Annotated in this window: 20 protein-coding genes and 2 riboswitches; of the genes, 12 read left to right on the forward strand and 8 right to left on the reverse strand. The window is 64.1% G+C overall.

Annotated features, from left to right (window positions below):
* The first annotated feature begins 123 nt into the window (after positions 1 to 123).
* The 8 genes from KHO53_RS22880 (at position 124) to KHO53_RS22915 (ending at position 15,190) form a co-directional block, all read left to right on the forward strand.
* Positions 124 to 1,317, forward strand: coding sequence for an amino acid aminotransferase (locus tag KHO53_RS22880; RefSeq protein WP_213570916.1), 1,194 nt, complete (start codon positions 124 to 126; stop codon positions 1,315 to 1,317).
* 221 nt (positions 1,318 to 1,538) lie between these two features.
* Positions 1,539 to 2,816: a serine/threonine transporter gene (locus tag KHO53_RS22885; protein WP_010222014.1), complete on the forward strand. Its 1,278-nt coding sequence runs from the start codon at positions 1,539 to 1,541 to the stop codon at positions 2,814 to 2,816.
* A 160-nt stretch (positions 2,817 to 2,976) separates the two neighbouring features.
* Positions 2,977 to 3,477, forward strand: a complete 501-nt coding sequence (gene tpx, locus KHO53_RS22890; RefSeq protein WP_010222015.1) for a thiol peroxidase — start codon at positions 2,977 to 2,979, stop codon at positions 3,475 to 3,477.
* Positions 3,478 to 3,730: 253 nt separating this feature from the next.
* Positions 3,731 to 5,014 carry an MdtA/MuxA family multidrug efflux RND transporter periplasmic adaptor subunit gene (locus KHO53_RS22895; protein WP_036995838.1) on the forward strand — a complete coding sequence of 428 codons (1,284 nt, stop codon included), beginning with the start codon at positions 3,731 to 3,733 and terminating at the stop codon, positions 5,012 to 5,014.
* Positions 5,011 to 8,106 carry an MdtB/MuxB family multidrug efflux RND transporter permease subunit gene (locus tag KHO53_RS22900; protein WP_213570917.1) on the forward strand — a complete coding sequence of 1,032 codons (3,096 nt, stop codon included), beginning with the start codon at positions 5,011 to 5,013 and terminating at the stop codon, positions 8,104 to 8,106. The genes KHO53_RS22895 and KHO53_RS22900 overlap by 4 nt, the downstream gene beginning before the upstream one ends.
* Positions 8,107 to 8,224: 118 nt before the next feature.
* The gene (locus tag KHO53_RS22905) at positions 8,225 to 11,332 is read left to right on the forward strand and encodes an efflux RND transporter permease subunit (protein WP_036995836.1); all 3,108 of its coding nucleotides are present in this window, start codon (positions 8,225 to 8,227) and stop codon (positions 11,330 to 11,332) included.
* A complete protein-coding gene (locus KHO53_RS22910) occupies positions 11,329 to 12,819 on the forward strand; it encodes an efflux transporter outer membrane subunit (protein ID WP_100782708.1) in 1,491 nt (496 codons plus the stop codon). The genes KHO53_RS22905 and KHO53_RS22910 overlap by 4 nt, the downstream gene beginning before the upstream one ends.
* Before the next feature lie 286 nt (positions 12,820 to 13,105).
* Positions 13,106 to 15,190, forward strand: a complete 2,085-nt coding sequence (locus KHO53_RS22915; RefSeq protein ID WP_159388529.1) for a putative bifunctional diguanylate cyclase/phosphodiesterase — start codon at positions 13,106 to 13,108, stop codon at positions 15,188 to 15,190.
* Here the strand turns inward: KHO53_RS22915 and KHO53_RS22920 are convergent, their stop codons facing one another.
* A complete protein-coding gene (locus tag KHO53_RS22920) occupies positions 15,191 to 15,451 on the reverse strand; it encodes a DUF1652 domain-containing protein (RefSeq protein WP_010222021.1) in 261 nt (86 codons plus the stop codon).
* 308 nt (positions 15,452 to 15,759) lie between these two features.
* Between KHO53_RS22920 and KHO53_RS22925 the strand changes: the two genes are divergently transcribed.
* Positions 15,760 to 17,016, forward strand: a complete 1,257-nt coding sequence (locus KHO53_RS22925; protein ID WP_010222022.1) for a pyridoxal phosphate-dependent aminotransferase — start codon at positions 15,760 to 15,762, stop codon at positions 17,014 to 17,016.
* Here the strand turns inward: KHO53_RS22925 and KHO53_RS22930 are convergent.
* Complete coding sequence (locus tag KHO53_RS22930; protein ID WP_036995830.1) at positions 16,942 to 17,589, reverse strand: DUF1345 domain-containing protein; 648 nt, start codon at positions 17,587 to 17,589, stop codon at positions 16,942 to 16,944. The genes KHO53_RS22925 and KHO53_RS22930 overlap by 75 nt on opposite strands.
* A 132-nt stretch (positions 17,590 to 17,721) precedes the next feature.
* On the opposite strand from KHO53_RS22930, the gene KHO53_RS22935 reads away from it, so the two are divergent.
* Both KHO53_RS22935 and KHO53_RS22940 read left to right on the forward strand, forming a co-directional pair.
* The gene (locus KHO53_RS22935) at positions 17,722 to 18,513 is read left to right on the forward strand and encodes a hypothetical protein (protein ID WP_213570918.1); all 792 of its coding nucleotides are present in this window, start codon (positions 17,722 to 17,724) and stop codon (positions 18,511 to 18,513) included.
* Positions 18,514 to 18,694: 181 nt separating this feature from the next.
* A complete protein-coding gene (locus KHO53_RS22940) occupies positions 18,695 to 19,609 on the forward strand; it encodes a site-specific integrase (RefSeq protein ID WP_010222025.1) in 915 nt (304 codons plus the stop codon).
* Between the two features lie 20 nt (positions 19,610 to 19,629).
* Here the strand turns inward: KHO53_RS22940 and KHO53_RS22945 are convergent, their stop codons facing one another.
* From KHO53_RS22945 to KHO53_RS22970, 6 genes are all read right to left on the reverse strand, one after another.
* Positions 19,630 to 20,295, reverse strand: a complete 666-nt coding sequence (locus KHO53_RS22945) for a TenA family protein (protein ID WP_010222026.1) — start codon at positions 20,293 to 20,295, stop codon at positions 19,630 to 19,632.
* Between the two features lie 117 nt (positions 20,296 to 20,412).
* On the reverse strand, positions 20,413 to 20,658 hold the full coding sequence (locus tag KHO53_RS22950; RefSeq protein WP_036995828.1) for a DUF1272 domain-containing protein: 246 nt from the start codon (positions 20,656 to 20,658) through the stop codon (positions 20,413 to 20,415).
* Positions 20,659 to 20,701: 43 nt separating this feature from the next.
* Entirely contained in the window at positions 20,702 to 21,448 is a 747-nt protein-coding gene (cobM, locus tag KHO53_RS22955) for a precorrin-4 C(11)-methyltransferase (RefSeq protein ID WP_213570919.1), read from the reverse strand.
* A gap of 27 nt (positions 21,449 to 21,475) precedes the next feature.
* Entirely contained in the window at positions 21,476 to 21,877 is a 402-nt protein-coding gene (locus KHO53_RS22960; protein ID WP_159388533.1) for a cobalamin biosynthesis protein, read from the reverse strand.
* A gap of 2 nt (positions 21,878 to 21,879) precedes the next feature.
* Positions 21,880 to 22,572 (reverse strand): CbtA family protein, encoded by a 693-nt coding sequence (locus KHO53_RS22965; RefSeq protein ID WP_213570920.1) that lies wholly within the window; start codon positions 22,570 to 22,572, stop codon positions 21,880 to 21,882.
* An 11-nt stretch (positions 22,573 to 22,583) separates the two neighbouring features.
* Positions 22,584 to 22,769 carry a CbtB domain-containing protein gene (locus KHO53_RS22970; protein ID WP_010222032.1) on the reverse strand — a complete coding sequence of 62 codons (186 nt, stop codon included), beginning with the start codon at positions 22,767 to 22,769 and terminating at the stop codon, positions 22,584 to 22,586.
* A 98-nt stretch (positions 22,770 to 22,867) separates the two neighbouring features.
* A riboswitch (cobalamin riboswitch) is annotated at positions 22,868 to 23,096 on the reverse strand.
* Between the two features lie 59 nt (positions 23,097 to 23,155).
* Positions 23,156 to 23,353, forward strand: a riboswitch (cobalamin riboswitch).
* 96 nt (positions 23,354 to 23,449) lie between these two features.
* Here KHO53_RS22970 and cobW point away from each other — a divergent pair.
* The gene (gene cobW, locus KHO53_RS22975; RefSeq protein ID WP_010222033.1) at positions 23,450 to 24,517 is read left to right on the forward strand and encodes a cobalamin biosynthesis protein CobW; all 1,068 of its coding nucleotides are present in this window, start codon (positions 23,450 to 23,452) and stop codon (positions 24,515 to 24,517) included.
* The last annotated feature ends 1 nt before the right edge of the window (position 24,518 follow it).

Here is a 24,518-nt window from a genome sequence, read left to right on the forward strand (position 1 = left end):
AGCGATTACTGTGCACACATGCACTGATCAGTTGCACCAAGGGTAATGTTCCTTGGCCCACAGTACAGGTATCCTCGACACAGCTTTTAGTCCGAATTGTCCTGACCCAAGGAGCTGTGCGCTGTGTTCAAACATGTCGATGCCTATGCCGGCGATCCGATTCTCTCCCTGATGGAGACCTTCAAGGCCGATCCGCGTGCCGCCAAGGTCAACCTGAGTATCGGTCTGTATTACGATGCCGCAGGCGTGGTGCCACAGCTGGCTGCGGTGCGCGAGGCCGAGCAACGCTTTGCCGCCCAGCCTCACGAAGCCTCGATGTACCTGCCGATGGAAGGTCTGAACAGCTACCGCCAGGCGATCCAGGCACTGCTGTTTGGCGCCGCGCATCCTGCTGTCGAGAGCGGCCGTGTGGCCACCGTGCAGACCGTCGGTGGCTCCGGTGCGCTGAAAGTCGGTGCCGACTTCCTCAAGCGCTACTTCCCCGAGTCGCAGGTGTGGGTCAGCGATCCGACCTGGGACAACCATCGGGCGATCTTCGAAGGCGCAGGCTTCAAGGTCAACACCTACCCGTACTTCGACCAGGCCAGCCGTGGCGTCGATTTCGACGGCATGCTCAGCGCCCTGCAGGGCCTGCCGAGCAACAGCATCGTCCTGCTGCACCCGTGCTGTCACAACCCTACCGGGGTCGACCTGAGCCAGGCGCAGTGGCAACAGGTGATCGAAGTGGTCAAGGCGCGCAACCTGATCCCGTTCCTCGACATCGCCTACCAGGGCTTTGGCGAAGGCCTGGCCGAAGACGCCTATGCCATCCGCGAAGCCGCCCGTGCCGGTGTGCCGTGCCTGGTGAGCAATTCGTTCTCGAAGATCTTCTCGCTGTATGGCGAGCGGGTTGGCGGCCTGTCGGTGGTCTGTGATGACGCCGATACCGCGCAAAGCGTGCTCGGCCAGCTCAAGGCCACCGTGCGCCGCAACTACTCCAGCCCGCCAAGCTTCGGTGCCCAACTGGTGGCGGCGGTGCTCGGTGATGCCAAGCTCAACGCCCAATGGCAAGCGGAAGTCGAGCAGATGCGCCTGCGTATCCTCGACATGCGCCAGGCCTTGGTCGATGCCCTGGCCAAACTGCTGCCGGGCCAGGACTTCCAGTTCTTCCTGCGCCAGCGCGGCATGTTCAGCTACACCGGCTTCAGCGTCGAGCAGGTGCGCCGCTTGCGTGACGAGTTCGGTGTGTACCTGATCGACAGTGGCCGGGTGTGCATGGCCGGCTTGCGTCCGGACAACCTGCAGCAGGTGGCCAAGGCCTTCGCTGCGGTTCAGTAAGCAAAACCTATCGCGGGTCAAGCCCGCTCCTACACCATTCGTAGGAGCGGGCTTGACCCGCGATGCTTTTAGCCCAAGGTGCAACCACTCCTCGGCCAGGGCTTTGCAAGTGCAACCAAACGGCGCACAATCGCGCCCCTCTTTATATGGTTGAGAGAGGCGAGGCCTCTGTTTCGCCACTCTCAGCCCTGTTGCAGTCTTGCGAGTGGAGTTGCACCCGGATGAATGAGCAGGCCCCAAGCGTTGAACAACGCTTTGAATCAACCCCCGCCGCCCTCGGCAGCTGGGCCCGTCAGGACACCACCTGGATGCTGGGCCTGTTTGGCACGGCGATTGGCGCCGGGACCCTGTTCCTGCCGATCAACGCCGGCCTTGGCGGCTTCTGGCCACTGCTGGTCCTGGCGCTGCTGGCTTTTCCGATGACGTACTATGCGCACCGCGGCCTGACCCGCTTCGTGCTCTCCGGGCGCGATGGCGCCGACATCACCGACGTGGTCGAAGAGCATTTCGGCCTCAGCGCCGGTGCCCTGATCACGCTGCTGTATTTCTTCGCCATCTTCCCGATCCTGCTGATCTACAGCGTGGCGCTGACCAACACGGTCGGCAGTTTCATGGAACACCAGCTGCACATCGAGCCGCCACCGCGCGCGGTGCTGTCCTTCGTGCTGATCCTCGGGTTGCTGGCCATCGTGCGCTGCGGCGAGCAGGCCACGGTCAAGGTCATGAGCTGGCTGGTCTATCCGTTCATCGTTGCCCTGGCGTTCCTGGCGGTGTTCCTGATCCCGCACTGGAGCGGCGGCATCCTCACTACCGCCACTGAAGTGCCTTCGGGTTCGGCGTTCCTGCACACCCTGTGGCTGGCGATCCCGGTGATGGTCTTCTCGTTCAACCATTCGCCAATCATTTCGGCGTTCGCTGTTGACCAGAAACGTCGCTATGGCGTGCACGCCGACGAGCGCAGCGGGCAGATCCTGTGCCGCGCCCACCTGCTGATGGTGGCCATGGTGATGTTCTTCGTGTTCAGCTGCGTACTGACCTTGACCCCGGCGCAACTGGCCGAAGCCAAGGCACAGAACCTGTCGATCCTGTCGTACCTGGCCAACCACTTCAGCAACCCGACCATCGCCTTTGCCGCGCCGCTGATTGCCTTCATCGCCATCGCCAAGTCGTTCCTGGGCCACTACATCGGTGCCAGCGAAGGCCTCAAGGGCCTGATCGTCAAGACCGGCAAGCGTCCGGGCGCCAAGGCCCTGGACCGCATGACCGCGGCCTTCATGCTGGTGATCTGCTGGATTGTCGCCACCCTCAACCCGAGCATTCTCGGCATGATCGAGACCCTTGGTGGCCCGGTGATCGCTGCGATCCTGTTCCTGATGCCGATGTACGCCATCCGCAAGGTGCCGGCCATGAGCAAGTACCGCGGGCAGATGTCCAACGTCTTCGTCGTCGCCGTGGGCCTGGTGGCCATTTCGGCGCTGGTTTACTCGCTGCTGAGCTGAACCTATGGATTCGGGAGCCGGCAATCGGCTCCCGAATGACTAAAAATTGTCCACAAAAGTTGTCTGGCAATTCAACAATTTAACATCGGCCCATAGGTAGACGGGCACTTTCATGCTTAACTCTGGTCCTTTACTCATCCCCCGCATAAGGACTTCGTTCATGGCTCAAGTGACTCTTAAAGGCAACCCGGTTCAGGTCAAAGGCGAACTGCCGAAAGTCGGCGCGAAGGCGCCTGCGTTTTCCCTGGTTGGTGCTGGCCTGGCCGACGTGACCCTGGCCTCCCTGGCCGGCAAGCGCAAAGTGCTGAACATCTTCCCAAGCGTCGACACCCCGACCTGCGCTACTTCGGTGCGCAAGTTCAACGCGCAAGCCAGCACGCTGAACAACACCGTCGTACTGTGCATCTCCGCTGACCTGCCGTTCGCGCAAGCGCGCTTCTGCGGCGCTGAAGGCCTGGAGAACGTGCAGAACCTGTCGCTGCTGCGCGGCGCCGAGTTCAAGGAACACTACGGCGTAGCTATCGCCGACGGCCCGCTGGCCGGCCTGACTGCCCGTGCCGTGGTGGTGCTGGACGAGAACGACAAGGTGCTGCACAGCGAGCTGGTCGGCGAAATCGCTGAAGAGCCGAACTATGAGGCTGCTCTGGCAGTCCTGAAGTAATAGCGACCCTGCCGGGGCTGCTGCGCAGCCCATCGCTGGCAACGCCAGCTCCCACAAGGAGCGGCGAGGGCGACGCGATTATTGTTAATAATTGCTAAGAGTTGTTGCGGCCTGGCCCTCGTCCAGGCCGTTTTTATTTATAGTTCATTACTTTAGCTACGTAAGCTCAAGGTAAAGTGCCGGTAAAGGCGCTTTGCTTATCCGTCTTCAGTGCTTATCGTTCAGCCTCCTCAAAAGAATTCTTTCCCGCACAATGGTCGATCAACCCATGCTTTCTCGTTCCCGTTCCTCCCGTCGCTGGCTTGTCGGCCTGCTGATCCTGCTGCTGGTCGCTGGCCTCGGCTGGTGGCTGTGGCCGTCGCCGGTCGCGCAAAAGGCCGCTGCTGCGCCGGGTGGCAAGGGTGGGCGGCCGGGCTTTGGCGCGTTCGCAGGTCCGGTGCCGGTGCGGGTCGAGCCGGCGACGGTTGGCGACTTCCCGGTGTACCTCAAGGCCCTGGGCACGGTGACGGCGACCAACACGGTCAACGTGCGCAGCCGGGTCGGTGGCGAGCTGGTCAAGGTCAACTTCCAGGAAGGGCAGAAGGTCAAGGCCGGAGACCTGCTGGCCGAGATCGACCCGCGCAGCTACCAGATCGCCCTGCAACAGGCCGAAGGCACCCTGGCGCAGAACCAGGCGCAACTGAAAAACGCCCAGATCGACCTGCAGCGCTATCAAGGCCTGTACGCCGAAGACAGCATCGCCAAGCAGACCCTGGACACCCAGGCGGCGCTGGTCGGCCAGTACCAGGGGACGATCAAGACCAACCAGGCGGCGGTAGGTGACGCCAAACTCAACCTCGAATTCACCCGCATCCGCGCGCCGATCAATGGCCGTCTGGGGCTGCGCCAGCTCGACGTCGGCAACCTGGTGGCGGCCAACGACACCACCGCGCTGGTGGTCATCACCCAGACCCAGCCGATCAGCGTGGCTTTCACCTTGCCCGAATCGGAGCTCAACACGGTGCTGGCGCGCTACCGCAGTGGCGCACAATTACCGGTCGAGGCCTGGGACCGCAGCGATGCCAAGCAGCAGGCGGTTGGTGTACTGCGCAGCCTCGACAACCAGATCGACACCACCACCGGCACCCTGAAGTTCAAGGCCTTCTTCGAGAACCAGGACGAAGCGCTGTTCCCCAACCAGTTCGTCAATGTGCGGCTGCTGGCCGACACCTTGAAGGGCGTGGTGCTGGCGCCTTCGGCGGCAATCCAGTTCGGTACCGACGGCTCGTTCGTCTATGTCATGGAAGGCGACAACAAGGTGCGCATCCGCCAGCTCAAGCTGGGTGCCAGTGACGGCGACCTCACCGTGGTCACCGAAGGCCTGGCCAAAGGCGAGCGGGTGGTGCTCGAAGGCACCGACCGCCTGCGCGATGGCAGCGACGTCGAAGTGGTTAACGACAGCGCCGACGTTCCCGTCACCCCAGGCCAGCACCTGCAGGGCCAGGACAACAAAGATGCTTCCGCCGCGACCGGCGCTCAGGGCAAGGCCGGCGCATGAACCTCTCGCGGCTGTTCATCCTGCGCCCGGTGGCGACCACCCTGAGCATGCTGGCCATCGTTCTGGCCGGCCTGATGGCTTATAAGATGCTGCCGGTGGCGGCATTGCCCCAGGTCGATTACCCGACCATCCGGGTCATGACCCTTTACCCCGGCGCCAGCCCCCAGGTGATGACCAGCGCGGTCACCGCACCCCTTGAGCGTCAATTCGGGCAGATGCCCGGCCTGACCCAGATGGCCTCGACCAGCTCCGGCGGTGCCTCGGTGCTGACCCTGCGCTTTAGCCTGGACATGAACATGGACGTCGCCGAGCAACAGGTCCAGGCGGCGATCAACGCCGCCAGCAACCTGCTGCCCAACGACCTGCCGGCGCCGCCGGTGTACAACAAGGTCAACCCGGCCGACAACCCGGTGCTGACCCTGGCGATTTCGTCGAAAACCATGCCGCTGCCCAAGCTCAACGACCTGGTCGACACCCGGGTGGCGCAGAAGATTGCCCAGATCGGCGGCGTCGGCATGGTCAGCATCGCCGGTGGCCAGCGCCAGGCGGTGCGAATCAAGGTCAACCCCGACGCCCTGGCCTCGGCCGGGCTGAACCTGGCCGACGTGCGCACCCTGATCGGCGCTTCCAACGTCAACCAACCCAAAGGCAACTTCGACGGCCCGACCCGGGTCTCGATGCTCGACGCCAACGACCAGCTGCGTTCGCCCGAGGAATACGCCAACCTCATCCTCGCCTACAAAAACGGTGCGCCGCTGCGCCTGAAGGACGTCGCCGAGATCGTCGACGGCGCCGAGAACGAGCGCCTGGCCGCCTGGGCCAACCAGAACCAGGCGGTACTGTTGAACATCCAGCGCCAGCCCGGGGCCAACGTCATCGAAGTGGTCGACCGGATCAAGGCCATGCTGCCGTCGATCACCGACAACCTGCCGGCGGGCCTGGACGTCAGCGTGCTCACCGACCGCACCCAGACCATCCGCGCCTCGGTCAAGGACGTACGCCACGAGCTGTTGATCGCCATTGCCCTGGTGGTCATGGTCACTTTCGTGTTCCTGCGCCGCTTCAGCGCTACCATCATTCCGTCGGTGGCCGTGCCGCTGTCGCTGATCGGCACCTTTGCGGTCATGCACCTGGCCGGCTTTTCGATCAACAACCTGACCCTGATGGCCCTGACCATCGCCACCGGCTTTGTGGTCGACGATGCCATCGTCATGCTGGAGAACATCTCGCGGCATATCGAGGAGGGCGAGACGCCGATGCAGGCCGCGCTCAAGGGCGCCCGGCAAATCGGCTTCACCCTGATCTCGCTGACCTTCTCGCTGATTGCGGTGCTGATCCCGCTGCTATTCATGGCTGACGTGGTCGGCCGGCTGTTTCGCGAGTTCGCCATTACCCTGGCGGTGGCGATCCTGATTTCCCTGGTGGTGTCGCTGACCCTGACGCCGATGATGTGTGCACGCTTGCTCAAACGCGAGCCGGCGATCGAGGCGCAGGGCCGTTTCTACCGGGCCAGCGGCGCCTGGATCGACTGGATGATCGACTACTATGGCCGTGGCCTGCAGTGGGTGCTCAAGCACCAGCCGTTGACCCTGCTGGTGGCGGTGGCAACCCTGGGGCTGACCGTGCTGTTGTACCTGGTGGTGCCCAAGGGCTTCTTCCCGGTGCAGGACACCGGGGTGATCCAGGGCATTTCCGAGGCGCCGCAGTCGGTGTCGTTCACCGCCATGAGCCAGCGTCAGCAGGAGCTCAGCGCGGTGATCCTCAAGGACCCGGCGGTACAGAGCCTGTCGTCCTACATCGGCGTCGATGGCGACAACGCCACCCTCAACAGTGGCCGCCTGCTGATCAACCTCAAGCCGCATGGCGAGCGAGACCTTACCGCTGCCCAGGTGATTGCCCGGCTGCAGCCGCAGGTCGACAAACTGCTCGGCATCCGCCTGTTCATGCAGCCGGTGCAGGACTTGAGCATCGAGGACCGGGTCAGCCGCACCCAGTATCAGTTCAGCCTGTCATCGCCCGATGCCGAGCTGCTGGCGCAGTGGAGCGGCAAACTGGTCGATGCCCTGCAGCAGCGCCCGGAGCTTGCCGATGTTGCCAGCGACCTGCAGGACAAAGGCCTGCAGGTGTTTCTGGTGATCGACCGCGACGCCGCCAGCCGCTTGGGCATCAACGTCGCCGACATCACCAATGCCCTGTATGACGCCTTCGGCCAGCGGCAGATTTCGACCATCTACACCCAGGCCAGCCAGTACCGCGTGGTGCTGCAGGCCGAGGCGGCGTCGAGCATCGGCCCGCAAGTGCTTGAGCAGATTCACGTCAAGGCCAGCGACGGCGGCCAGGTGCGGCTGTCGAGCCTGGCGCGCATCGAGCAGCGCCAGGCGCAACTGGCGATTGCCCATATCGGTCAGTTCCCGGCGGTGATGATGTCGTTCAACCTGGGCCAGGGTGTGGCCCTTGGTGAAGCGGTCAAGGTCATCGAGCAGGTGCAGCAGGACATCGGCATGCCGGTGGGCGTGCAAACCCGCTTCCAGGGCGCGGCCGAAGCCTTCCAGGCCTCGCTGTCGAGCACCTTGCTGCTGATCCTGGCGGCGGTGGTGACCATGTACATCGTGCTTGGTGTGCTGTACGAGAGCTACATCCACCCGGTGACCATCCTCTCGACCCTGCCGTCGGCGGCGGTGGGCGCCTTGCTGGCGTTGATCCTCTCCGGCAACGACCTGGGCATGATCGCCATCATCGGCATCATTTTGCTTATCGGTATCGTCAAGAAGAACGCGATCATGATGATCGACTTCGCCCTGGAGGCCGAGCGCAACCAGGGCATGGCCCCTGAAGCGGCGATCTACCAGGCGGCGCTGCTGCGCTTCCGGCCGATCCTGATGACCACCCTGGCGGCGCTGTTCGGCGCCATCCCGCTGATGCTTGCCACCGGTTCCGGCGCCGAACTGCGCCAGCCGCTGGGCCTGGTCATGGTCGGTGGGCTGCTGGTCAGCCAGGTGCTGACGCTGTTCACTACGCCTGTCATCTACTTGTACTTTGATCGGTTGTCGAGGCGCCTTCGCTCCCGTGGCCTGACTGGAGACTTGGTGTGATCGGCGCCAGCTACAAGCTGCAAGCTACAAGCTGCAAGTGGTCTGGTGTAGGACCGCAGTTGCAGAGGTCACCTCAAACTGCTTGCAGCTTGAAGCTTGCAGCTTGGAGCTACCGTCCATGAACCTGTCCGCGCCTTTCATCGCCCGCCCAGTGGCGACGATGCTGCTGAGCCTGGCAATCATGCTGCTCGGTGGCGTCAGTTTCGGCCTGTTGCCGGTGGCGCCGTTGCCGCAGATCGAATTCCCGGTCATCGTCGTCCAGGCCAACCTGCCGGGCGCCAGCCCCGAGGTCATGGCCTCGACCGTGGCCACGCCGCTGGAACGCTCCATGGGCGCCATCTCCGGGGTCAACACCCTGACCAGCAGCTCTAGCCAGGGCTCGACCCGGGTGATCCTCGGCTTCGACCAGGGCCGTGACATCGACGCGGCGGCGCGTGAAGTGCAAGCGGCGATCAATGCCTCGCGCAACCTGCTGCCCAGCGGCATGCGCAGCATGCCGACCTACAAGAAATACAATCCGTCGCAAGCGCCGATCATGGTCCTGGCGCTGACGTCCAGCGTGCTGCAAAAGGGCCAGTTGTACGATCTCGCCTCGACCATCCTGTCCCAGAGCCTGTCCCAGGTGCCGGGGGTAGGGGAGGTGCAGATCGGCGGCAGTTCGCTGCCAGCGGTGCGCGTCGAGCTCGAACCGCAGTTGCTCAACCAGTATGGCGTGGCCCTCGATGACGTGCGTCAGACCATCGCCAATGCCAACCAGCGCCGGCCCAAGGGCTTTATCGAGGACGGCCAGCGCAACTGGCAGGTGCAGGCCAACGACCAACTGGAGAAGGCCAAGGACTACGAGCCCCTGGTGATTCGCTACCAGGACGGCGCGGTGCTGCGCCTGAGCCATGTGGCCAAGGTCAGCGACGCGGTGGAGAACCGCTACAACAGCGGCTTTTTCAATGACCAGGACGCGGTGTTGCTGGTGATCAACCGCCAGACCGGCGCCAATATCATCGAGACCGTGAACAGGATCAAGGAGCAACTGCCGGCCCTGGAGTCGCTGATGCCCGCCAGCGTCAAGCTGGACGTGGCCATGGACCGCTCGCCGGTGATCAAGGCGACCCTCAAGGAAGCCGAGCACACCCTGATCATCGCCGTGGTGCTGGTGATCCTGGTGGTGTTCCTGTTCCTTGGCAACCTGCGCGCCTCGCTGATCCCGACCCTGGCGGTGCCGGTGTCGCTGGTTGGCACCTTCGCGGTCATGTACTTGTGCGGCTTCTCGCTGAACAACCTGTCGCTGATGGCCCTGATCCTCGCCACGGGCCTGGTGGTCGACGATGCCATCGTGGTGCTGGAGAACATCTCCCGGCATATCGACGAGGGCGTGCCGCCGATGCGCGCCGCGTACCTGGGCTCCAAGGAAGTCGGCTTCACCCTGCTGTCGATGAACCTGTCGCTGGTGGTGGTGTTTGTCTCGATCCTGTTCATGGGCGGCATCGTCGGTTCGCTGTTTCGCGAATTCTCCATCACCCTGGCGGTGGCGATCCTGGTGTCGTTGCTGGTGTCCCTGACCCTCACGCCGATGCTCTGCGCGCGCTGGCTCAAGGCCCAGCCGGAGGGCGAGCAGACCCGCCTGCAACGCTGGAGCGAGCAGCTCAACCAACGCATGATGGCCGGTTATGGGCGCAGCCTGGACTGGGTCATGCGCCATCGGCGCCTGACCCTGCTGAGCCTGTTGGTGACCATCGCGGTCAACATCGCCCTGTATGTGATGGTGCCCAAGACCTTCCTGCCGCAGCAGGACACCGGCCAGTTGATAGGCTTTGTCCGTGGTGACGACGGCCTGTCGTTCCAGGTGATGCAGCCGAAGATGGAAATCTACCGCCGCGCCTTGCTCGCCGACCCTGCGGTGCAAAGCGTGGCCGGCTTCATCGGCGGCAACAGCGGCACCAACAACGCCATGGTGCTGGTGCGCCTCAAGCCGATCGGCGAGCGCAAGGTGTCGGCGCAGAAGATCATCGAGCGCCTGCGCAAAGAGCTGCCCAAGGTGCCCGGCGGACGGCTGTTCCTGATGGCCGACCAGGACCTGCAGTTCGGCGGTGGCCGCGACCAGAGCAGCTCGCAGTTCCTCTACACCCTGCAAAGCAGCGAGCTGTCGGCCCTGCGCGAGTGGTACCCGAAGGTGGTCGCTGCGTTCAAGGCCCTGCCGGAGCTGACCGCCATCGACGCCCGCGAGGGCGGCGGTACCCAGCAGATCACCCTGGTGGTCGACCGCGAACAGGCCAAGCGCCTGGGCATCGACATGAGCATGGTCACCTCGGTGCTCAACAACGCCTACAGCCAGCGGCAGATCTCGACCATCTACGACAGCCTCAACCAGTACCAGGTGGTGATGGAGATCAACCCCAAGTACGCCCAGGACCCGCGGACCCTGGAGCAGGTGCAGGTGATTACCGCCGACGGCACCCGGGTGCCGCTGGCCACCTTCGCCCATTACGAGAACAGCCTGGCCGACGACCGCGTCAGCCACGAGGGCCAGTTCGCCTCCGAGAGCATCAACTTCGACATCGCCGAAGGCTACAGCCAGGACCAGGCCATGGCCGCGGTCGAGCGGGCGGTGGCCAAGGTCGGCCTGCCCGAGGACGTGATCGCCAAGCTCGGCGGCACCGGTGACGCCTTCGCCGAAAGTCAGAAGGGCCAGCCGTTCATGATTCTCGGTGCCTTGCTGGCGGTATACCTGGTGCTGGGCATTCTCTACGAAAGCTACATTCACCCCCTGACCATCCTCTCGACCTTGCCATCGGCCGGGGTAGGGGCCTTGCTCACGCTCTACGTGGTCGGCAGCGAGTTCAGCCTGATTTCCCTGCTCGGGCTGTTCCTGCTGATCGGCGTGGTGAAAAAGAACGCAATCATGATGATCGACCTGGCCCTGCAGCTGGAGCGCCATGAGCAGCTGAGCCCGGAGGCATCGATCCGCCGCGCCTGCCTGCTGCGTCTGCGGCCGATCCTGATGACCACCCTGGCGGCCATCCTTGGCGCCTTGCCGCTGCTGCTCAGCCATGCCGAGGGCGCCGAGATGCGTCAACCGCTGGGCCTGACCATCATCGGCGGGCTGGTCTTCAGCCAGATCCTCACGCTTTACACCACCCCGGTGGTCTACCTCTATCTGGACCGCCTGCGCCATCGCTTCAACCACTGGCGCGGCGTGCGTACCGATGCTGCTTTGGAAACCCCGCTATGACCCGACGTCCGTTTCTTTCCGACCGTTCGCTGCAGCCGTTGCTGGCCGCCCGCGGCTCGCGCCTGCTGGCCTGCGCGCTGAGCCTGGCAATGCTCAGCGCCTGCACCCTGAGCCCGGACTACCACCGGCCGGAAACCCCGGCGCCGGTAGCGTTCAAGCACGCCGAAGGCTGGACCCAAGCCAACCCCTCGGACGCCATCGCCCGCGGTGCCTGGTGGGAGTTGTACGGCGATGCCCAGCTCAATGGCCTGGTCGAGCAGCTCAATGCCAGCAACCAGACCGTCGCCCAATATGCCGCCCAGTACCGCCAGGCCCAGGCCCTGGTGCGCAGCGCCCGTGGCGCACTGTTCCCAAGCCTCGACCTGTCGGCCGGCAAGACCCGCTCCAGCCAGGGCACCGGCAGCTCAAGCTCGAGCCTGAGCAATAACAGCAGCGGCATCCGCAACACCTACAGCACCCAGTTGGGGGTGAGCTGGGAAGCCGACCTGTGGGGCAAGCTGCGTGACGGCCTGGCCGCCAACCAGGCCAGCGCCGAGGCCAGCCTCGCCGACATGGCGGCGATCCGCCTGAGCCTGCAATCGGAGCTGGTGCAGAATTACCTGCAGTTGCGGGTGATCGACGAGCAGAAACGCCTGCTCGAGGCGACGGTCGAGGCTTACGAGCGTTCGCTGAAGATGACCGAGAACCAGTACCGTGCCGGGGTCTCGGGCAAGGACGCGGTAGCCCAGGCGCAGACCCAGCTGAAAAGCACCCAGGCCGACCTGATCGACCTGGTGTGGCAGCGCGCGCAACTGGAAAACGCCATCGCCGTGCTGCTGGGCAAGGCGCCGGCCGAGTTCGCCCTGGCCGACAGCAAGGCCATCCCGGCGCTGCCGCAGGTGCCAGTGGCCTTGCCCTCGCAGTTGCTTGAGCGCCGCCCGGACATCGCCAAGGCCGAGCGCAACGTGATGTCGGCCAACGCCAGCATCGGCGTGGCCCGCGCCGCCTACTTTCCGGACCTGACCCTGAGCATGAGCGGCGGCTACAGCAGCAGCAGTTTCAGCGACTGGATCAGCCTGCCGAACCGCTTCTGGTCGGTCGGCCCGCAACTGGCCATGACCCTGTTTGACGGCGGCCAGCGCGCCGCCGAAGTCGATCGCAGCGAAGCGGTCTACGACCAGACCGTGGCCCAGTACCGCCAGACTGTGCTCGACGGCTTCAAGGAAGTGGAAAACTACCTGGTGCAGCTCAAGGTCTTTGAGGACGAAGCGCGGGTGCGCAGCGAAGCCCTGGCCTCGGCCCGCGAATCCCTGCGCCTGACCAACAACCAGTACAAGGCCGGGCTGATTGCCTACCTGGACGTGGTCAACGTGCAGACCACCGCCCTGAGCAACGAGCGCAGCGTGCTCAACCTGCTGCAGGGACGGCTGGTGGCCAGCGTGCAGTTGATCGCGGCGTTGGGCGGTGGGTGGGACTCACAGGCAGCGTTTTCTGAACAAAGTGATTGATATAAAGTGTTATAAAACAAGTGGATAGATAGCTTTGTTAAGGTTATCTATTCGGATTAGAAGCCTCCGGTGCAGATTGCACTGTTTATCGTTATATGACTTTAACTATATATATTAAGGCATTGTTTTATATGGAGTTTATATTCTAGAAATTGCCTGAGATGGCGATGATTCGCTATTGCCATCTTCCACCGAAAACTCCGTGCGTTTCGCCAAAGGTTGAGTACAATCATCGGCTTTTACCCGGGCCTTGCCAGTGCCCGGCCTACGGGTTGTGGAAGGCCTCATGCTGATCGGTAGTTATTCCTCTTCGCTGGTATTGATTTCGCTGTGTGTGGCCATCCTTGCTTCGTATACCGCCCTGGACCTGACCGGCCGGATCACCACCGCCAAGGGCCGTGCGGTGTACCTGTGGATCTGCGGCGGGGCCCTGGCCATGGGGACCGGAATCTGGTCGATGCACTTTATCGGCATGCTCGCCCTGAGCCTGCCGATCGAGCTGGGCTATGACATTACCCTGACCCTGTTGTCGCTGCTGATCGCCGGGCTGTCGTCGGGCTTTGCCCTGTGGCTGGTCAGCCAGCCGACCTTGCCCTGGCTGCAACTGGGGTTCGGTGCGCTGATCATGGGCAGCGGCATCAGTTGCATGCACTACACCGGGATGGCGGCGCTGCGCATGGCGCCGGGCATCGACTACGACCCCACGCTGTTCAGCGCCTCGTTGCTGATTGCAGTCGGTGCTTCGGCGGCAGCGTTGTGGATCGCCTTCCGCCTGCGCCAGCAAACCCTGTACGTGCGGCAGATTCGTGGCGGCGCGGCGATCATCATGGGCATGGCGATCGTCGGCATGCATTACACCGGCATGGCCGCGGCGAACTTCCCTGAAGGCAGCTACTGCGCAGCGCTGGGCAAGGGCCTGAGTGGCAACGGCCTGGATTACCTGGTGCTGATCACTACCCTGGCGGTGCTGGCCGCAGCCTTGCTGACCTCGGTACTGGATGCCCGCCTGGAAGCCCGTACAGCCGAGCTTGCGCGCTCGCTGACCCTGGCCAACCAGGAACTGACCCAACTGGCCCTGCATGACACGCTCACCGGCCTGCCGAACCGTACGCTGCTGGCCGACCGTATCGAGCAGGCGATCAGCAAGGTGGCCGAGCAGGGTGGTTGTTTCGCCCTGATGTTCATCGACCTGGACGGCTTCAAGCCGGTCAACGACGCCTTCGGCCACCATATGGGCGACCAGTTGCTCAAGGAAGTCGCCCTGCGCCTGCGCGGCCATCTGCACAGCCAGGATACCCTGGCGCGAATCGGCGGCGATGAGTTCGTGCTGCTGGTCGACTTGCAGGAAGCCGATGACGCCGTGGGTGTGGCGGCCAAGCAGGTCAACCTGATTTCGCGCAGCTTTCGCGTCGCCGAGCAGAGCCTGCAGATTTCGGCGAGCATCGGTATCGTCCTGTACCCGGGCAATGGCATCGACCAGCATGAGCTGCTGCGCAACGCCGACGCGGCCATGTACCACGCCAAGAGCGCTGGCAAGAACGGCTACAGCTTCTTCGACGTGTCGATGAACAGCAACGCGCGCCTGCAACTGCAACTGCTGCAGGATTTGCGCGTGGCCCTGGAGCAGGGGCAGTTCTGCCTGTATTACCAGCCCAAGTTCGATGCCCACAACTGCCAGCCGATCGGCGCCGAGGCACTGCTGCGCTGGGAGCACCCGCAGCATGGCCTGATGCTGCCGGACCGCTTTATCGTCCAGGCGGAGAAGACCGGGCTGATCATCCCGATCGGCGAATGGGTGCTGGACGAGGCCTGCCGGCAGATGCGCATCTGGATCGATCAAGGCCACAGCAACTGGCGCATCGCGGTGAACCTCTCGGCCATCCAGTTCTGTCACACAGGGCTGGTCGAGAGTGTGGCCAAGGTGCTGGCGCGGCATCAGTTGCCGGCCAACAGCCTGACCCTGGAAATCACCGAAACCACCGCCATGCGCGACGCCGATGCCAGCATGCAGGTGCTGCAGCGGCTATCGGACATGGGCGTGGACCTGTCCATTGACGACTTTGGTACCGGCTATTCGAGCCTGATGTACCTCAAGCGCCTGCCGGCCAACGAGCTGAAGATCGACCGAGGCTTTGTTCGCGACCTGGAGCAGGACAGCGACGATGCCGCCATCGTCTCGGCAATCGTCGCCCTGGGCCAGGCATTGGGCTTGCGGATTGTTGCCGAAGGGGTCGAGACCGATCGCCAGCAGAGTTTCCTGACCCGGCTGGGGTGTGACTCGTTGCAAGGGTATCTGCTCGGCCAGCCACAGCCGGCCGAGCGCTTCATTGCCGATATCGAGCGAGGGCGCGAGCCCCTGGCCGCCAGCTAATCAGCCGGCGGCGCGCAGGTTGCAGGAGGTCTGGAAGGCGTCGAGTTCCGCCTCCACCGCCTCGATGATGCGTTCGACGTCAGCCGCAGGCATCAGCGTGGCACAGGGAATGCCGGCAACCGCCAGCAAGGTTTCGCCGGTGGCCCGGTCGAACAGGCGCGCCACCATGCTGCGCGGGGCGTCCATGCTGGCCTCGAAGCCCAGCGGATGAAAATGCCAGCGCATCATCTGGCAGGCGTTGGGGAACGTCAGCTTGTTCATGCCGGCCTCCGTGTACGGTGAACCTCACGCAAGAGTGGGCGGGTCGGTGGGACCCGACGGGAAACCTAAACATAGCATCACTGGCGCCAGTGTCCGGCGCCGATCATGACGGTTTTCCGATTGTTTGATCCAGGTCACGCTCACTGGAGGGCAGGGCGGACACTTTCCCTTTCCCGGCAAACGTTTGCCGGCAATATTTCACCGCGTGCTGTTGCGCTGTTCTGCTATTTTTACCGGCAGTCGGCTGGGATGCTTGCCAGGGAGTTTCAGACCAATGGCGCGTCCGGGTTCAGTCAAGGAGACCGTCCATGCGTTATTCCGCGCTCACCCAACGTATCGCCGGTGACGGTGCTGCAGCCTGGAACATCCACTACCGTGCCGTCGAACTGCAAGGCCAGGGCCGGGACATCATCCTGCTGTCGATTGGCGACCCGGATTTCGATACCCCTCAGCCGATTGTCGATGCCGCCATCGACAGCCTGCGCGCCGGCCATACCCATTATTCCGATGTGCGCGGCAGCGAAGCCTTGCGCAGTGCCATTGCCGCTCACCACACCCGTCATAGCGGGCAGCCGGTCGACCCGCTGGAAGTGGTGGTGCTGGCCGGGGCGCAATGTGCGCTGTATGGCGTGGCCCAGTGCCTGTTCGACCCGGGCGATGAGGTGATCGTCGCCGAGCCCATGTACGTGACCTACGAGGCAGTGTTTGGCGCCTGCGCAGCCAGGGTGGTACCGGTGCCGGTGCGCCCGGAGCAGGGCTTTCGGGTCGACGCCGATGATGTCGCTCGGCTGATTACCCCGCGCACGCGCGCCTTGCTGCTCAACAGCCCGCACAACCCCTCCGGCGCCAGCCTGCCCAAGGCCACCTGGCAGCGCCTGGCGCACCTGTGCATCAAACATGACTTGTGGCTGATCTCCGATGAGGTCTACAGCGAGCTGCTGTTTGAGGGCAAGCATTTCAGCCCGGCCAGCCTGCCGGGCATGGCCGAGCGCAGCGCGACCATCAACAGCCTGTCCAAGTCCCATGCCATGTCCGGTTGGCGGGTCGGTTGGGTGATCGGCCCGCAGCTGTTGACCGAGCACTTGAGCAACCTGGCCCTGTGCATGCTCTATGGCCTGCCGGACTTTATCCAGAACGCCGCCCAGGTGGCCCTTGAGCAAGACCTGCCCGAGGTGCGGCAAATGCGCGACACCTACCGCGAGCGGCGTGACCGGGTCTGTGCCAGCCTTGAAGGCTGCCCGGGCATCCGCGTGCACAAGCCCGATGGCGGCATGTTCGTGATGGTCGATATCCGCGAGACCGGCATGGGTGCCCAGGCTTTTGCCGAGCGCCTGCTGGAGGAACATGGGGTATCGGTGCTGGCTGGCGATGCCTTCGGCCCCAGCGCCGCCGGGCACCTGCGTTTTGGCCTGGTACTCGACAGCGAGCGCCTGGAGCAGGCCTGCCAGCGCATTGCCCGCTGCGCCGCCGAGGTGCTCGAAGGTGTGCCGTCAGTTCAGCAGGCCGGCGGCAATATTGATGGTAAAACCCAGAATCGCGGTGTTGAAAACAAAACCTACCAGTGAATGGGCCAGGACGATGCGGCGCATCTGTCGGTCGGCCACGCCCACGTCCGAGGTTTGCACGGCGACGTTGAGGGTGAAGGAGAAATAATGAAAATCCCAGTAATCGGGGTTCAGCTCGCCATCGGCAAAGCGCAGTAGCGGCTCCTTGCTGCCGGCGGTGTAGAACAGCCTGGCGTAGTGCAGGCTGAAAATCATGCCGATCATCAGCCAGGAGCCGGCGACGGTGAAGCCGGTATAAACGTAGTGAAGCATCTGCGAGCCGCCGACAAGACCACGGCTGGCGGCCAGTTGCAGGGTCACTGCGGCGAGGCTGGCGATTGCCGCGATGCTGACGGTGAACAGCACCAGCCCCGCGTTTTCATCCTCGATGCAGGCCACTTCGCGCACCTTCTCGGGGCTTGCGCGCAGCGTCAGCCACAGCACCAGCAGCAGGTACAGCCAGACCCCGATGTTCCAGCCGGTGAGGATGTGCTGAACCAGGCCATCGGCCGGGATCAGCCAGCCGCTCAGGCTGCCGACAACGGCAGAAAAACTCAGGCGCGGGTGGGTGCGGGTCAGTCGATGGAAAGCCATGGGGCCTCAGGTCGGGAGGGTATCTGGGCAACTGTAGCCCATCGCCTCGGCCACCGGACACGGAAATGCTTGCTGGCAGGCGTGGCCTTGGGCATTCTTGCGCGCCTTGTATGCTCATGGATGACGCCGCCTTTGTTTGCCCCCTCTCTACGCCTGGCCGCTTGCGCCCTGGGCGCTGCCCTGTCGCTCGGCGGTTGCAGCCATGGCATCGAATCGATGCCGCTGGAATTCAGTTCGTTCACCTATCACGACGGCTCCTACTATCTGCGCTTTCGCAGCGATGAAGAGATTGTCAGCCTGTTCAAACGGCACACCGGCGACGGGCAGATCGGTGAGTGGCTCAAGTGCGCCCTGGATGACGACCAGGACTTCACCGTCGGTCATGCCATGATCTACAACCTGGGCGGCGGGGTGGACTTCGAGGGCATCTCCGAAGTCCGGGGCTACAACTATGTGGTCTGGGCACGTTTCAACAAGACCACCCCGGACCGCAGCACCGAGACGGCGCTGCTCAAGCCGGCAATCCATCGCCTGCTGGCGGGCAAGACCAGCATCCCCTGCAAGCTGAGCATCACCGCCTTCCCCTACAACGCCTACTACTCGAAAACCATGCAACTGCCAGTCGCCCAGGTGCTCAGCGAAGTGGCCAAGCACCGCGACCGGCTGCCGGAGTGGGTTCCCTACCAGGTGGATGCCGGTCGTCCGCCCCTGGTACCGCAGATCGAGCTTGTGCCGCTGTACGGCAAGCGCCTGCAGATGATCGATACCGACACCGGTAAACCGCGCGGCTATGTGCCGTACATCGTCAAGCGCCGCGATGGCTACCTGGAGCGGGGCGAGACCGATTACGACGGCTTGACCCATGAAGTCCTGTCGCTGACCCCGGAGACCGTGCAGTTGTACCTGGATGAGCCGGTGCCATGAAATTGCCCTCAATCGATTCCAAGGGCGTCGATGAGGTACTATCGGGATTCTTGCCGTGGCCAAAAAGACTTGCCAATCAAAGACCTGATCGTGATGCAGGTCAGTGGCCGCGGCGCTGTCACGAGTCAGACTGGCCCGTTGCAAGCCCCTGACCTCTGTTGCGCTCTACAGGATTCCCGGTTTGTCCGATTCACTGCAAAACCCCTTGCTGCAATACCTCGCCCGCCTGGCGCCGTCCAGCCAGCTGACCATGAAGTACATCCTCCAGGATGCCGCCGACCGCCTGGGCTTCGAGGATTGCGACATCGCCGAGGTGCCCTGGCACCAGCTTGAGCCCGGGCATGTCACCGCGCTGGTAGCGGCCTTGCGCGCCGACGGCTATGCGCCGAACACCTCGTCGCTTTACGTCAACGCGGTGCGCGGGGTGATGAACGAGGCCTGGCGCCTGAGCCTGATCAGCCAGGAGCAATTGCTCAAGATCCGCACGGTCAAGCCAACCCAAGGCGCTCGATTGCCGGTCGGGCGCAACCTCAAGCGCAGCCTGATCCGCGAACTGATGGACGCCTGCGCCGCCGACCCGCGGCCCCAGGGCCTGCGCGATGCGGCGGTGATTGCCTTGTTGTATGGCACCGGCATGCGCAAGTCCGAGTCGGTCAATCTGACCTTGAGCCAGGTGGACTTTGATGAGCGCAGCCTGCAGGTGCTGGGCAAGGGCAACAAGCAACTGATCAAGTACGCACCGCCCTGGGCCTTTGAAAAGCTCAACGCCTGGCTGGCGTTTCGCCGCGAGCAGTTGCCTGAAGGGCAGGCCGACGATGAGTTCCTGTTCAACCGGATCCGCCGTGGCAGCCACATTACCCGCGAGCGCATCACCAAGCACGCGATCTACTACATCGCCCGCCAGCGCGGCACCCAGGTCGGGGTAAAGATCATGCCCCACGATTTTCGCCGCTCGTTCATCACCCGGGTGATCGAGGAGCATGACCTGTCGATCGCGCAAAAGCTTGCCCACCACACCAACATCCAGACCACCGCCAACTACGACATGCGCGATGACAACGAGCGGCGCAGGGCGGTGGATCGCTACGATTACTGACCTGTGGAGTTGCTTCTAGATTACTGCCCAGCCGCCTCCAGCCCCATCTGCCAGAAGTCCGCTTCCAGCCGCGAGGCCTGGGCGAAGACCTTGACCAGTTCCTCGAATCGCCGTTCGGTCATGGTCCGGGCCGCCAGCTCATCCAGATGCGCGCGGGCAGCGGTGGCCACGCCCTGGTAACCGGCACCGGCGTACTCGCCAATCCATTCGCGATAAGGATGATCGCCCAGCGCCTGGACACCGTTCGGCGTCAGGTTGCGGCCAATCTCGGCGTAGCCGATCACGCACGGCGCCAAGGCTATGTGCAGGTCTAGAAGGTCGCCGGCGGCGCCGCAGTCCAGCACGAAGCGGGTATAGGCTACCGTGGCCTGGTGCTCTGGGGTCGCCGCGAGGTCCGCGGGCGACAGCCCCCAGCGCTCGCACAGGCGCACGTGCAGCTCGGTTTCGTCGAGGATTGCCGCCAGCCCTGCCTGGGCGGCGCGGATATCGGCGAGGGTGCGGCTCTTGTAGGCGGCCAGGGCCCAGGAGCGGGCGAACTGGATCAGGAACAGGTAATCCTGCACCAGGTACGTGCGAAACGCTGGCTGCGCCAGGGTGCCGGCACCCATCTGGCGAACGAAGTCGTGTTCGACATAGCTGTGCCAATCGGCGCTGGCGGCCTGTTTCAGGCGCTCGAAGATATCCACGGTTTACCCCTTGGTGGTCGAATCCATACAGCAAGGCCAGGACGTCGGTGCTTGCCGATCCTGTGGGAGCCGGCCTTGCCGGCGATGCAAGGCCATGCCTTGCCAATCAGGCTCACCTCAATGTGTCGGGCAGCCCTGTTCCTTGACGATGCGCTGGGTCGACGCCGGGTTGTTCACCAGCTTGGCCGCCGAGCGGGCCGGGCGCTTGACCAGTTCACCGCCGCAATTAGGGCACTGGCCCTTGAGCTGACGCTCGTCGCAATCACGGCAGAAGGTACATTCGAACGAGCAGATCAACGCATCCGGGCTATCGCCGGGTAAATCAGAGCCACAGCATTCACAGTTCGGGCGCAGTTCGAGCATGCTCAGGTCCTCGCAGGCAGGGGGAAATCGTCAGTGTATACGCTCAGGGCCGATACAGGTGGGCGTGGCCGGCGCGGTACAGCGCCGACTCCGAGAAGGTATCGTTGCCCAGCACCCGGCCTACCAGAATCAGCGCGGTACGGCGAAAATCCTTGGCCGCGGCCAGCTCGACAATCGTCTCCAGGGTCCCCAGCACCCAGTCCTGGTCCGGCCAGGTCGCCCGGTGCACCACGGCGATCGGGCAGTCATCGCCGTAGTGCGGGCGCAGTTCTTCGACGATCCTCGCCAGGTGTTTGACCCCCAGGTGCACCGCCAGGGTGGTCTGGTGGCGGGCAAGATCGGCCAGTTGCTCGCCGGCCGGCATCGGTGACTTGTCGGCGTAGCGGGTGAGGATCACGCTCTGGGCGATGTCCGGCAAGGTCAGCTCGCAGCCGAGCAGGGCGGCGCTGGCCGCGGCGGCGGTGACGCCGGGGACAATCTCGTAGGGAATGCCCAGCTCGCGCAGGTAGCGGATCTGCTCGCCGATCGCGCCATACAGGCTCGGGTCGCCGCTGTGCACCCGGGCCACGTCCTGGCCCTGGTCATGGGCGCGCTTGATCGCGTCGATGATCTGCGCCAGGTGCAGTTCGGCGCTGTTGATGAGCGTCTCGGCGCGGTGGCCTTCCAGCACTGCGGCCGGGACCAGGGAGCCGGCGTAGATGATCACCGGGCAGCGATGGATCAGGCGCTGGCCCTTGACAGTGATCAGCTCCGGATCGCCGGGGCCGGCGCCGATGAAATAGACGGTCATGGAGAGTCCTTGCTGGGAAAGTGCCGATTATCGGCGAAAATCGGTGGCGCAGGCCAATGCCAGGCTGGCGTCGGCCTGCAGGCTGCGCGGTACCCGCAGGCGGGCCGGGCTGCCGAGCTGTTCGGCCAGGGCCAGGGCGGCGCTTTCGGCGACGCCGTAACAACCGCTGTGCTGGTAGGCCACGGCCGAGCGGTGGCTCAGGCGCTGTTCGAAGGCGGCCAGTTGCGCCGCGCTGAAAAACACCAGCGGCACGTCCAGGCGCCGGGCCAGTTCATGCAGGCCGGGTTCGTCGCGCTTGAGGTCAATGCTGGCCAGGCCCACGACCGCGCCGGGCGGCAGGTCATGGGCGAGCAGAGTACGCGTGAGCAGGGCGCTCAGGGCGTCGACCGGGCAGCCGCGACGGCAACCCAGGCCGAGGTACAGCTGCATCCTCAGGGCTGGCTCGAACGGCGATACAGCCAGGCGCTGATCAGGCCCAGGGCCAGCCAGAACGCGGCGTTGGTCAGCAGCGAGGCGACCTTGAACTCGGCTTCCAGGGCTTCTGGGGCGAGCATCTGGTGGACTTCGGGCTGTGGCGCGCCAAGCACATGCGGGACTACCAGCAACACTGCGCCGACTATCTTCAGCAGCCAGTTGTGGGCGAACACGATCAAGGCCAGACCGACGGCGGTAGCGGCAGCCGTGCCGACCCACCAGGCCTGGCGCTGGGCCAGGTCGGCGGCAGCAGTACCCGGTAGCTCCGGGGGCAGGCCCAGGGTCGGCGCCAGGCAGAACACGGCAAAGCCGCCCAGGCCCCAGAGCGCGCCGCTGATCACGGTCTTCGGTGCGCGCAGGGTGTAGAGCGCGGCGAGGATCAGGGCGAAACCGACCGCCACCACCAGGTTGCCGCCGGTGGTCGACAGCACTCGCTGCCAGCCGTCTTCCGGCGACCAGGCTTCGCTGTCGTGATGATGCTCGGCGGTACCGGCGGCATGTTCATGGGGCGCCTCGACCGCAGGCGCGGCGCTTTCATAGGTTTCCGCCTGGAGAATCAGCGGCGCGACCCAGAAGCTTTGCAGCAGGGTCAGCAGCAGGGCGGCCAGCAGGCCGGTAAAGCCTGCGGTACTGGCAATACGCTTGATCATCGGGGCAGCACTCAATGGCAAGGGAAGGCGGCGCTGTGGCGGGTATCGTGGGCGGCGTTGTGCACTGCTTCGATGTGCGAGAAGCCGGCGAAGTACACCAGGCACAGGCCCAGCAGCGAGGCACCGACGGCAACCAGCAGGCGCTGGCTGAGGCTTGAAGGGGTAACGGCTTCATTACTGACGGTACTGGTACGCATGGCGCTTTCCTCTTGGTGTTGTCGGCAACAGGCAAGCGCAGCAAACCCCTGCACGAGGTTCGCCCAGGGGTTGCAACAGCGCCCGCCCACCGCGGGTTTGTTCAGTCAAACGTTGGGCCGGTCTCCGGGCTGGTGAGGGTGGGCAGGTGGCCACACCACAGGCGTCACCTTCCCATGCCAAACAGCGGGCACAGTGGTTCTGACGCTTTTCTCACTTACCGTTGCGGGGGCAGCACCGGACTTGTCATGCGCCTCAATAAAGAAGCATATGACGCACCGGTTTCCCAGTTTCACCCTCAAGGGGCACCCAATCGAATGGCCTTAGCAAATCACGGGCGCGGGCAGGCGTCAATCGTGACAGCAGTTGACCGCTCACCGGGCACTGCGTAGCCTAGCCGCTTCGAGGTTCTTCGGCGCTGGCCGAAGCTAAGACGGGAACGCGGTTCAAGCCGCGGCTGCCCCCGCAACTGTAAGCATTGAAGCGTTCGACACAGCCACTGCAACCCTGCGGGAAGGCGTCGTTCGACTGGCCCGGGCGCCGGTGCAATGCAAGCCAGGAGACCTGCCTCGGACAGTTTCCGACATTCAACCGGGCGGGGTGATCCGGTGGCGAACAGGCCAGGTGCGTGACACCGTTGGCGCTCGTCCCGCATGCCCGCCATCCTGCCAAGGGCATCGACATGAAAACACTGGCCAAACTCCCCGTCACCATCGTTACCGGCTTCCTCGGCTCGGGCAAGACCACGCTGCTGCGGCATATGCTCGACAACGCCCAGGGGCGGCGTATCGCGGTGATCGTCAACGAGTTTGGCGAACTGGGCATCGACGGCGAAATCCTCAAGCAGTGCAGCATCGGCTGCACCGAAGAAGAAGCCAACGGCCGTGTCTATGAGCTGGCCAACGGCTGCCTGTGCTGCACCGTGCAGGAAGAATTCTTCCCGGTGATGCGCGAGCTGGTGGCCCGCCGTGGCGATCTGGACCATATCCTCATCGAAACCAGCGGCCTGGCCCTGCCCAAACCCTTGGTGCAAGCCTTTCAGTGGCCGGAGATTCGCAACGCCTGCACCGTCGACGCGGTGATCACCGTGGTCGACAGCCCGGCCGTCGCCGCTGGCACCTTTGCCGCCTACCCGGAGCAGGTCGATGCCCAGCGCAAGCTCGACCCCAACCTGGACCACGAATCGCCGTTGCATGAGCTGTTCGCCGACCAATTGGCCAGCGCCGACCTGGTGGTGCTGAACAAGGCCGACCTGATTGCCGCCGGTGACCTGGCCAAGGTGCGCGCCGAAGTCGAAGAAGAGCTGCCACCGGCAGTCAAGGTGATCGAAGCCAGCAGCGGCCGCCTGCCGCTGGAGGTGCTGCTGGGCCTGGGCGCCGAGTCCGAGGCGCACATCGATGGCCGCCGTACTCACCATGATTCGCACCACGATGGCGACGATCACGACGACCATGACCACGACGCCTTTGACTCGATCTCCATCGAGCTGCCGCAAGCCGACGAAAGCCTGCTGCTCGATGCCCTGACCCAGTTGGTGGTGCAGCATGGCATCCTGCGGGTCAAAGGTTTTGCGGCGATCCCGGGCAAGCCGATGCGCCTGCTGATCCAGGGCGTGGGGACCCGTTTCGACAGGCACTTCGACCGCGCCTGGCGCAGCGAAGAGCCACGCACCACACGCCTGGTGCTGATCGGCCAGGAACTGGATGCGGCACAACTGGAAGCGCGCCTGCGCGCCGCTCTGGGCGCTTGAC

The organism is Pseudomonas sp. RC2C2, assembly GCF_018390435.1.
In the GTDB taxonomy this organism is placed as follows: Bacteria; Pseudomonadota; Gammaproteobacteria; order Pseudomonadales; family Pseudomonadaceae; genus Aquipseudomonas; species Aquipseudomonas donghuensis.

What these genes read in the sequence shown, in the direction of transcription:
- KHO53_RS22950 (WP_036995828.1), bottom strand. Translation starts at nt 20,658, where the DNA reads ATGCTCGAACTGCGCCCGAACTGTGAATGCTGTGGCTCTGATTTACCC.
- cobM (WP_213570919.1), bottom strand. Translation starts at nt 21,448, where the DNA reads ATGACCGTCTATTTCATCGGCGCCGGCCCCGGCGATCCGGAGCTGATC.
- KHO53_RS22905 (WP_036995836.1), top strand. Translation starts at nt 8,225, where the DNA reads ATGAACCTGTCCGCGCCTTTCATCGCCCGCCCAGTGGCGACGATGCTG.
- KHO53_RS22910 (WP_100782708.1), top strand. Translation starts at nt 11,329, where the DNA reads ATGACCCGACGTCCGTTTCTTTCCGACCGTTCGCTGCAGCCGTTGCTG.
- KHO53_RS22965 (WP_213570920.1), bottom strand. Translation starts at nt 22,572, where the DNA reads ATGATCAAGCGTATTGCCAGTACCGCAGGCTTTACCGGCCTGCTGGCC.
- KHO53_RS22885 (WP_010222014.1), top strand. Translation starts at nt 1,539, where the DNA reads ATGAATGAGCAGGCCCCAAGCGTTGAACAACGCTTTGAATCAACCCCC.
- KHO53_RS22960 (WP_159388533.1), bottom strand. Translation starts at nt 21,877, where the DNA reads ATGCAGCTGTACCTCGGCCTGGGTTGCCGTCGCGGCTGCCCGGTCGAC.
- KHO53_RS22925 (WP_010222022.1), top strand. Translation starts at nt 15,760, where the DNA reads ATGCGTTATTCCGCGCTCACCCAACGTATCGCCGGTGACGGTGCTGCA.
- KHO53_RS22900 (WP_213570917.1), top strand. Translation starts at nt 5,011, where the DNA reads ATGAACCTCTCGCGGCTGTTCATCCTGCGCCCGGTGGCGACCACCCTG.
- KHO53_RS22970 (WP_010222032.1), bottom strand. Translation starts at nt 22,769, where the DNA reads ATGCGTACCAGTACCGTCAGTAATGAAGCCGTTACCCCTTCAAGCCTC.
- KHO53_RS22915 (WP_159388529.1), top strand. Translation starts at nt 13,106, where the DNA reads ATGCTGATCGGTAGTTATTCCTCTTCGCTGGTATTGATTTCGCTGTGT.
- cobW (WP_010222033.1), top strand. Translation starts at nt 23,450, where the DNA reads ATGAAAACACTGGCCAAACTCCCCGTCACCATCGTTACCGGCTTCCTC.
- KHO53_RS22930 (WP_036995830.1), bottom strand. Translation starts at nt 17,589, where the DNA reads ATGGCTTTCCATCGACTGACCCGCACCCACCCGCGCCTGAGTTTTTCT.
- KHO53_RS22895 (WP_036995838.1), top strand. Translation starts at nt 3,731, where the DNA reads ATGGTCGATCAACCCATGCTTTCTCGTTCCCGTTCCTCCCGTCGCTGG.
- tpx (WP_010222015.1), top strand. Translation starts at nt 2,977, where the DNA reads ATGGCTCAAGTGACTCTTAAAGGCAACCCGGTTCAGGTCAAAGGCGAA.
- KHO53_RS22920 (WP_010222021.1), bottom strand. Translation starts at nt 15,451, where the DNA reads ATGAACAAGCTGACGTTCCCCAACGCCTGCCAGATGATGCGCTGGCAT.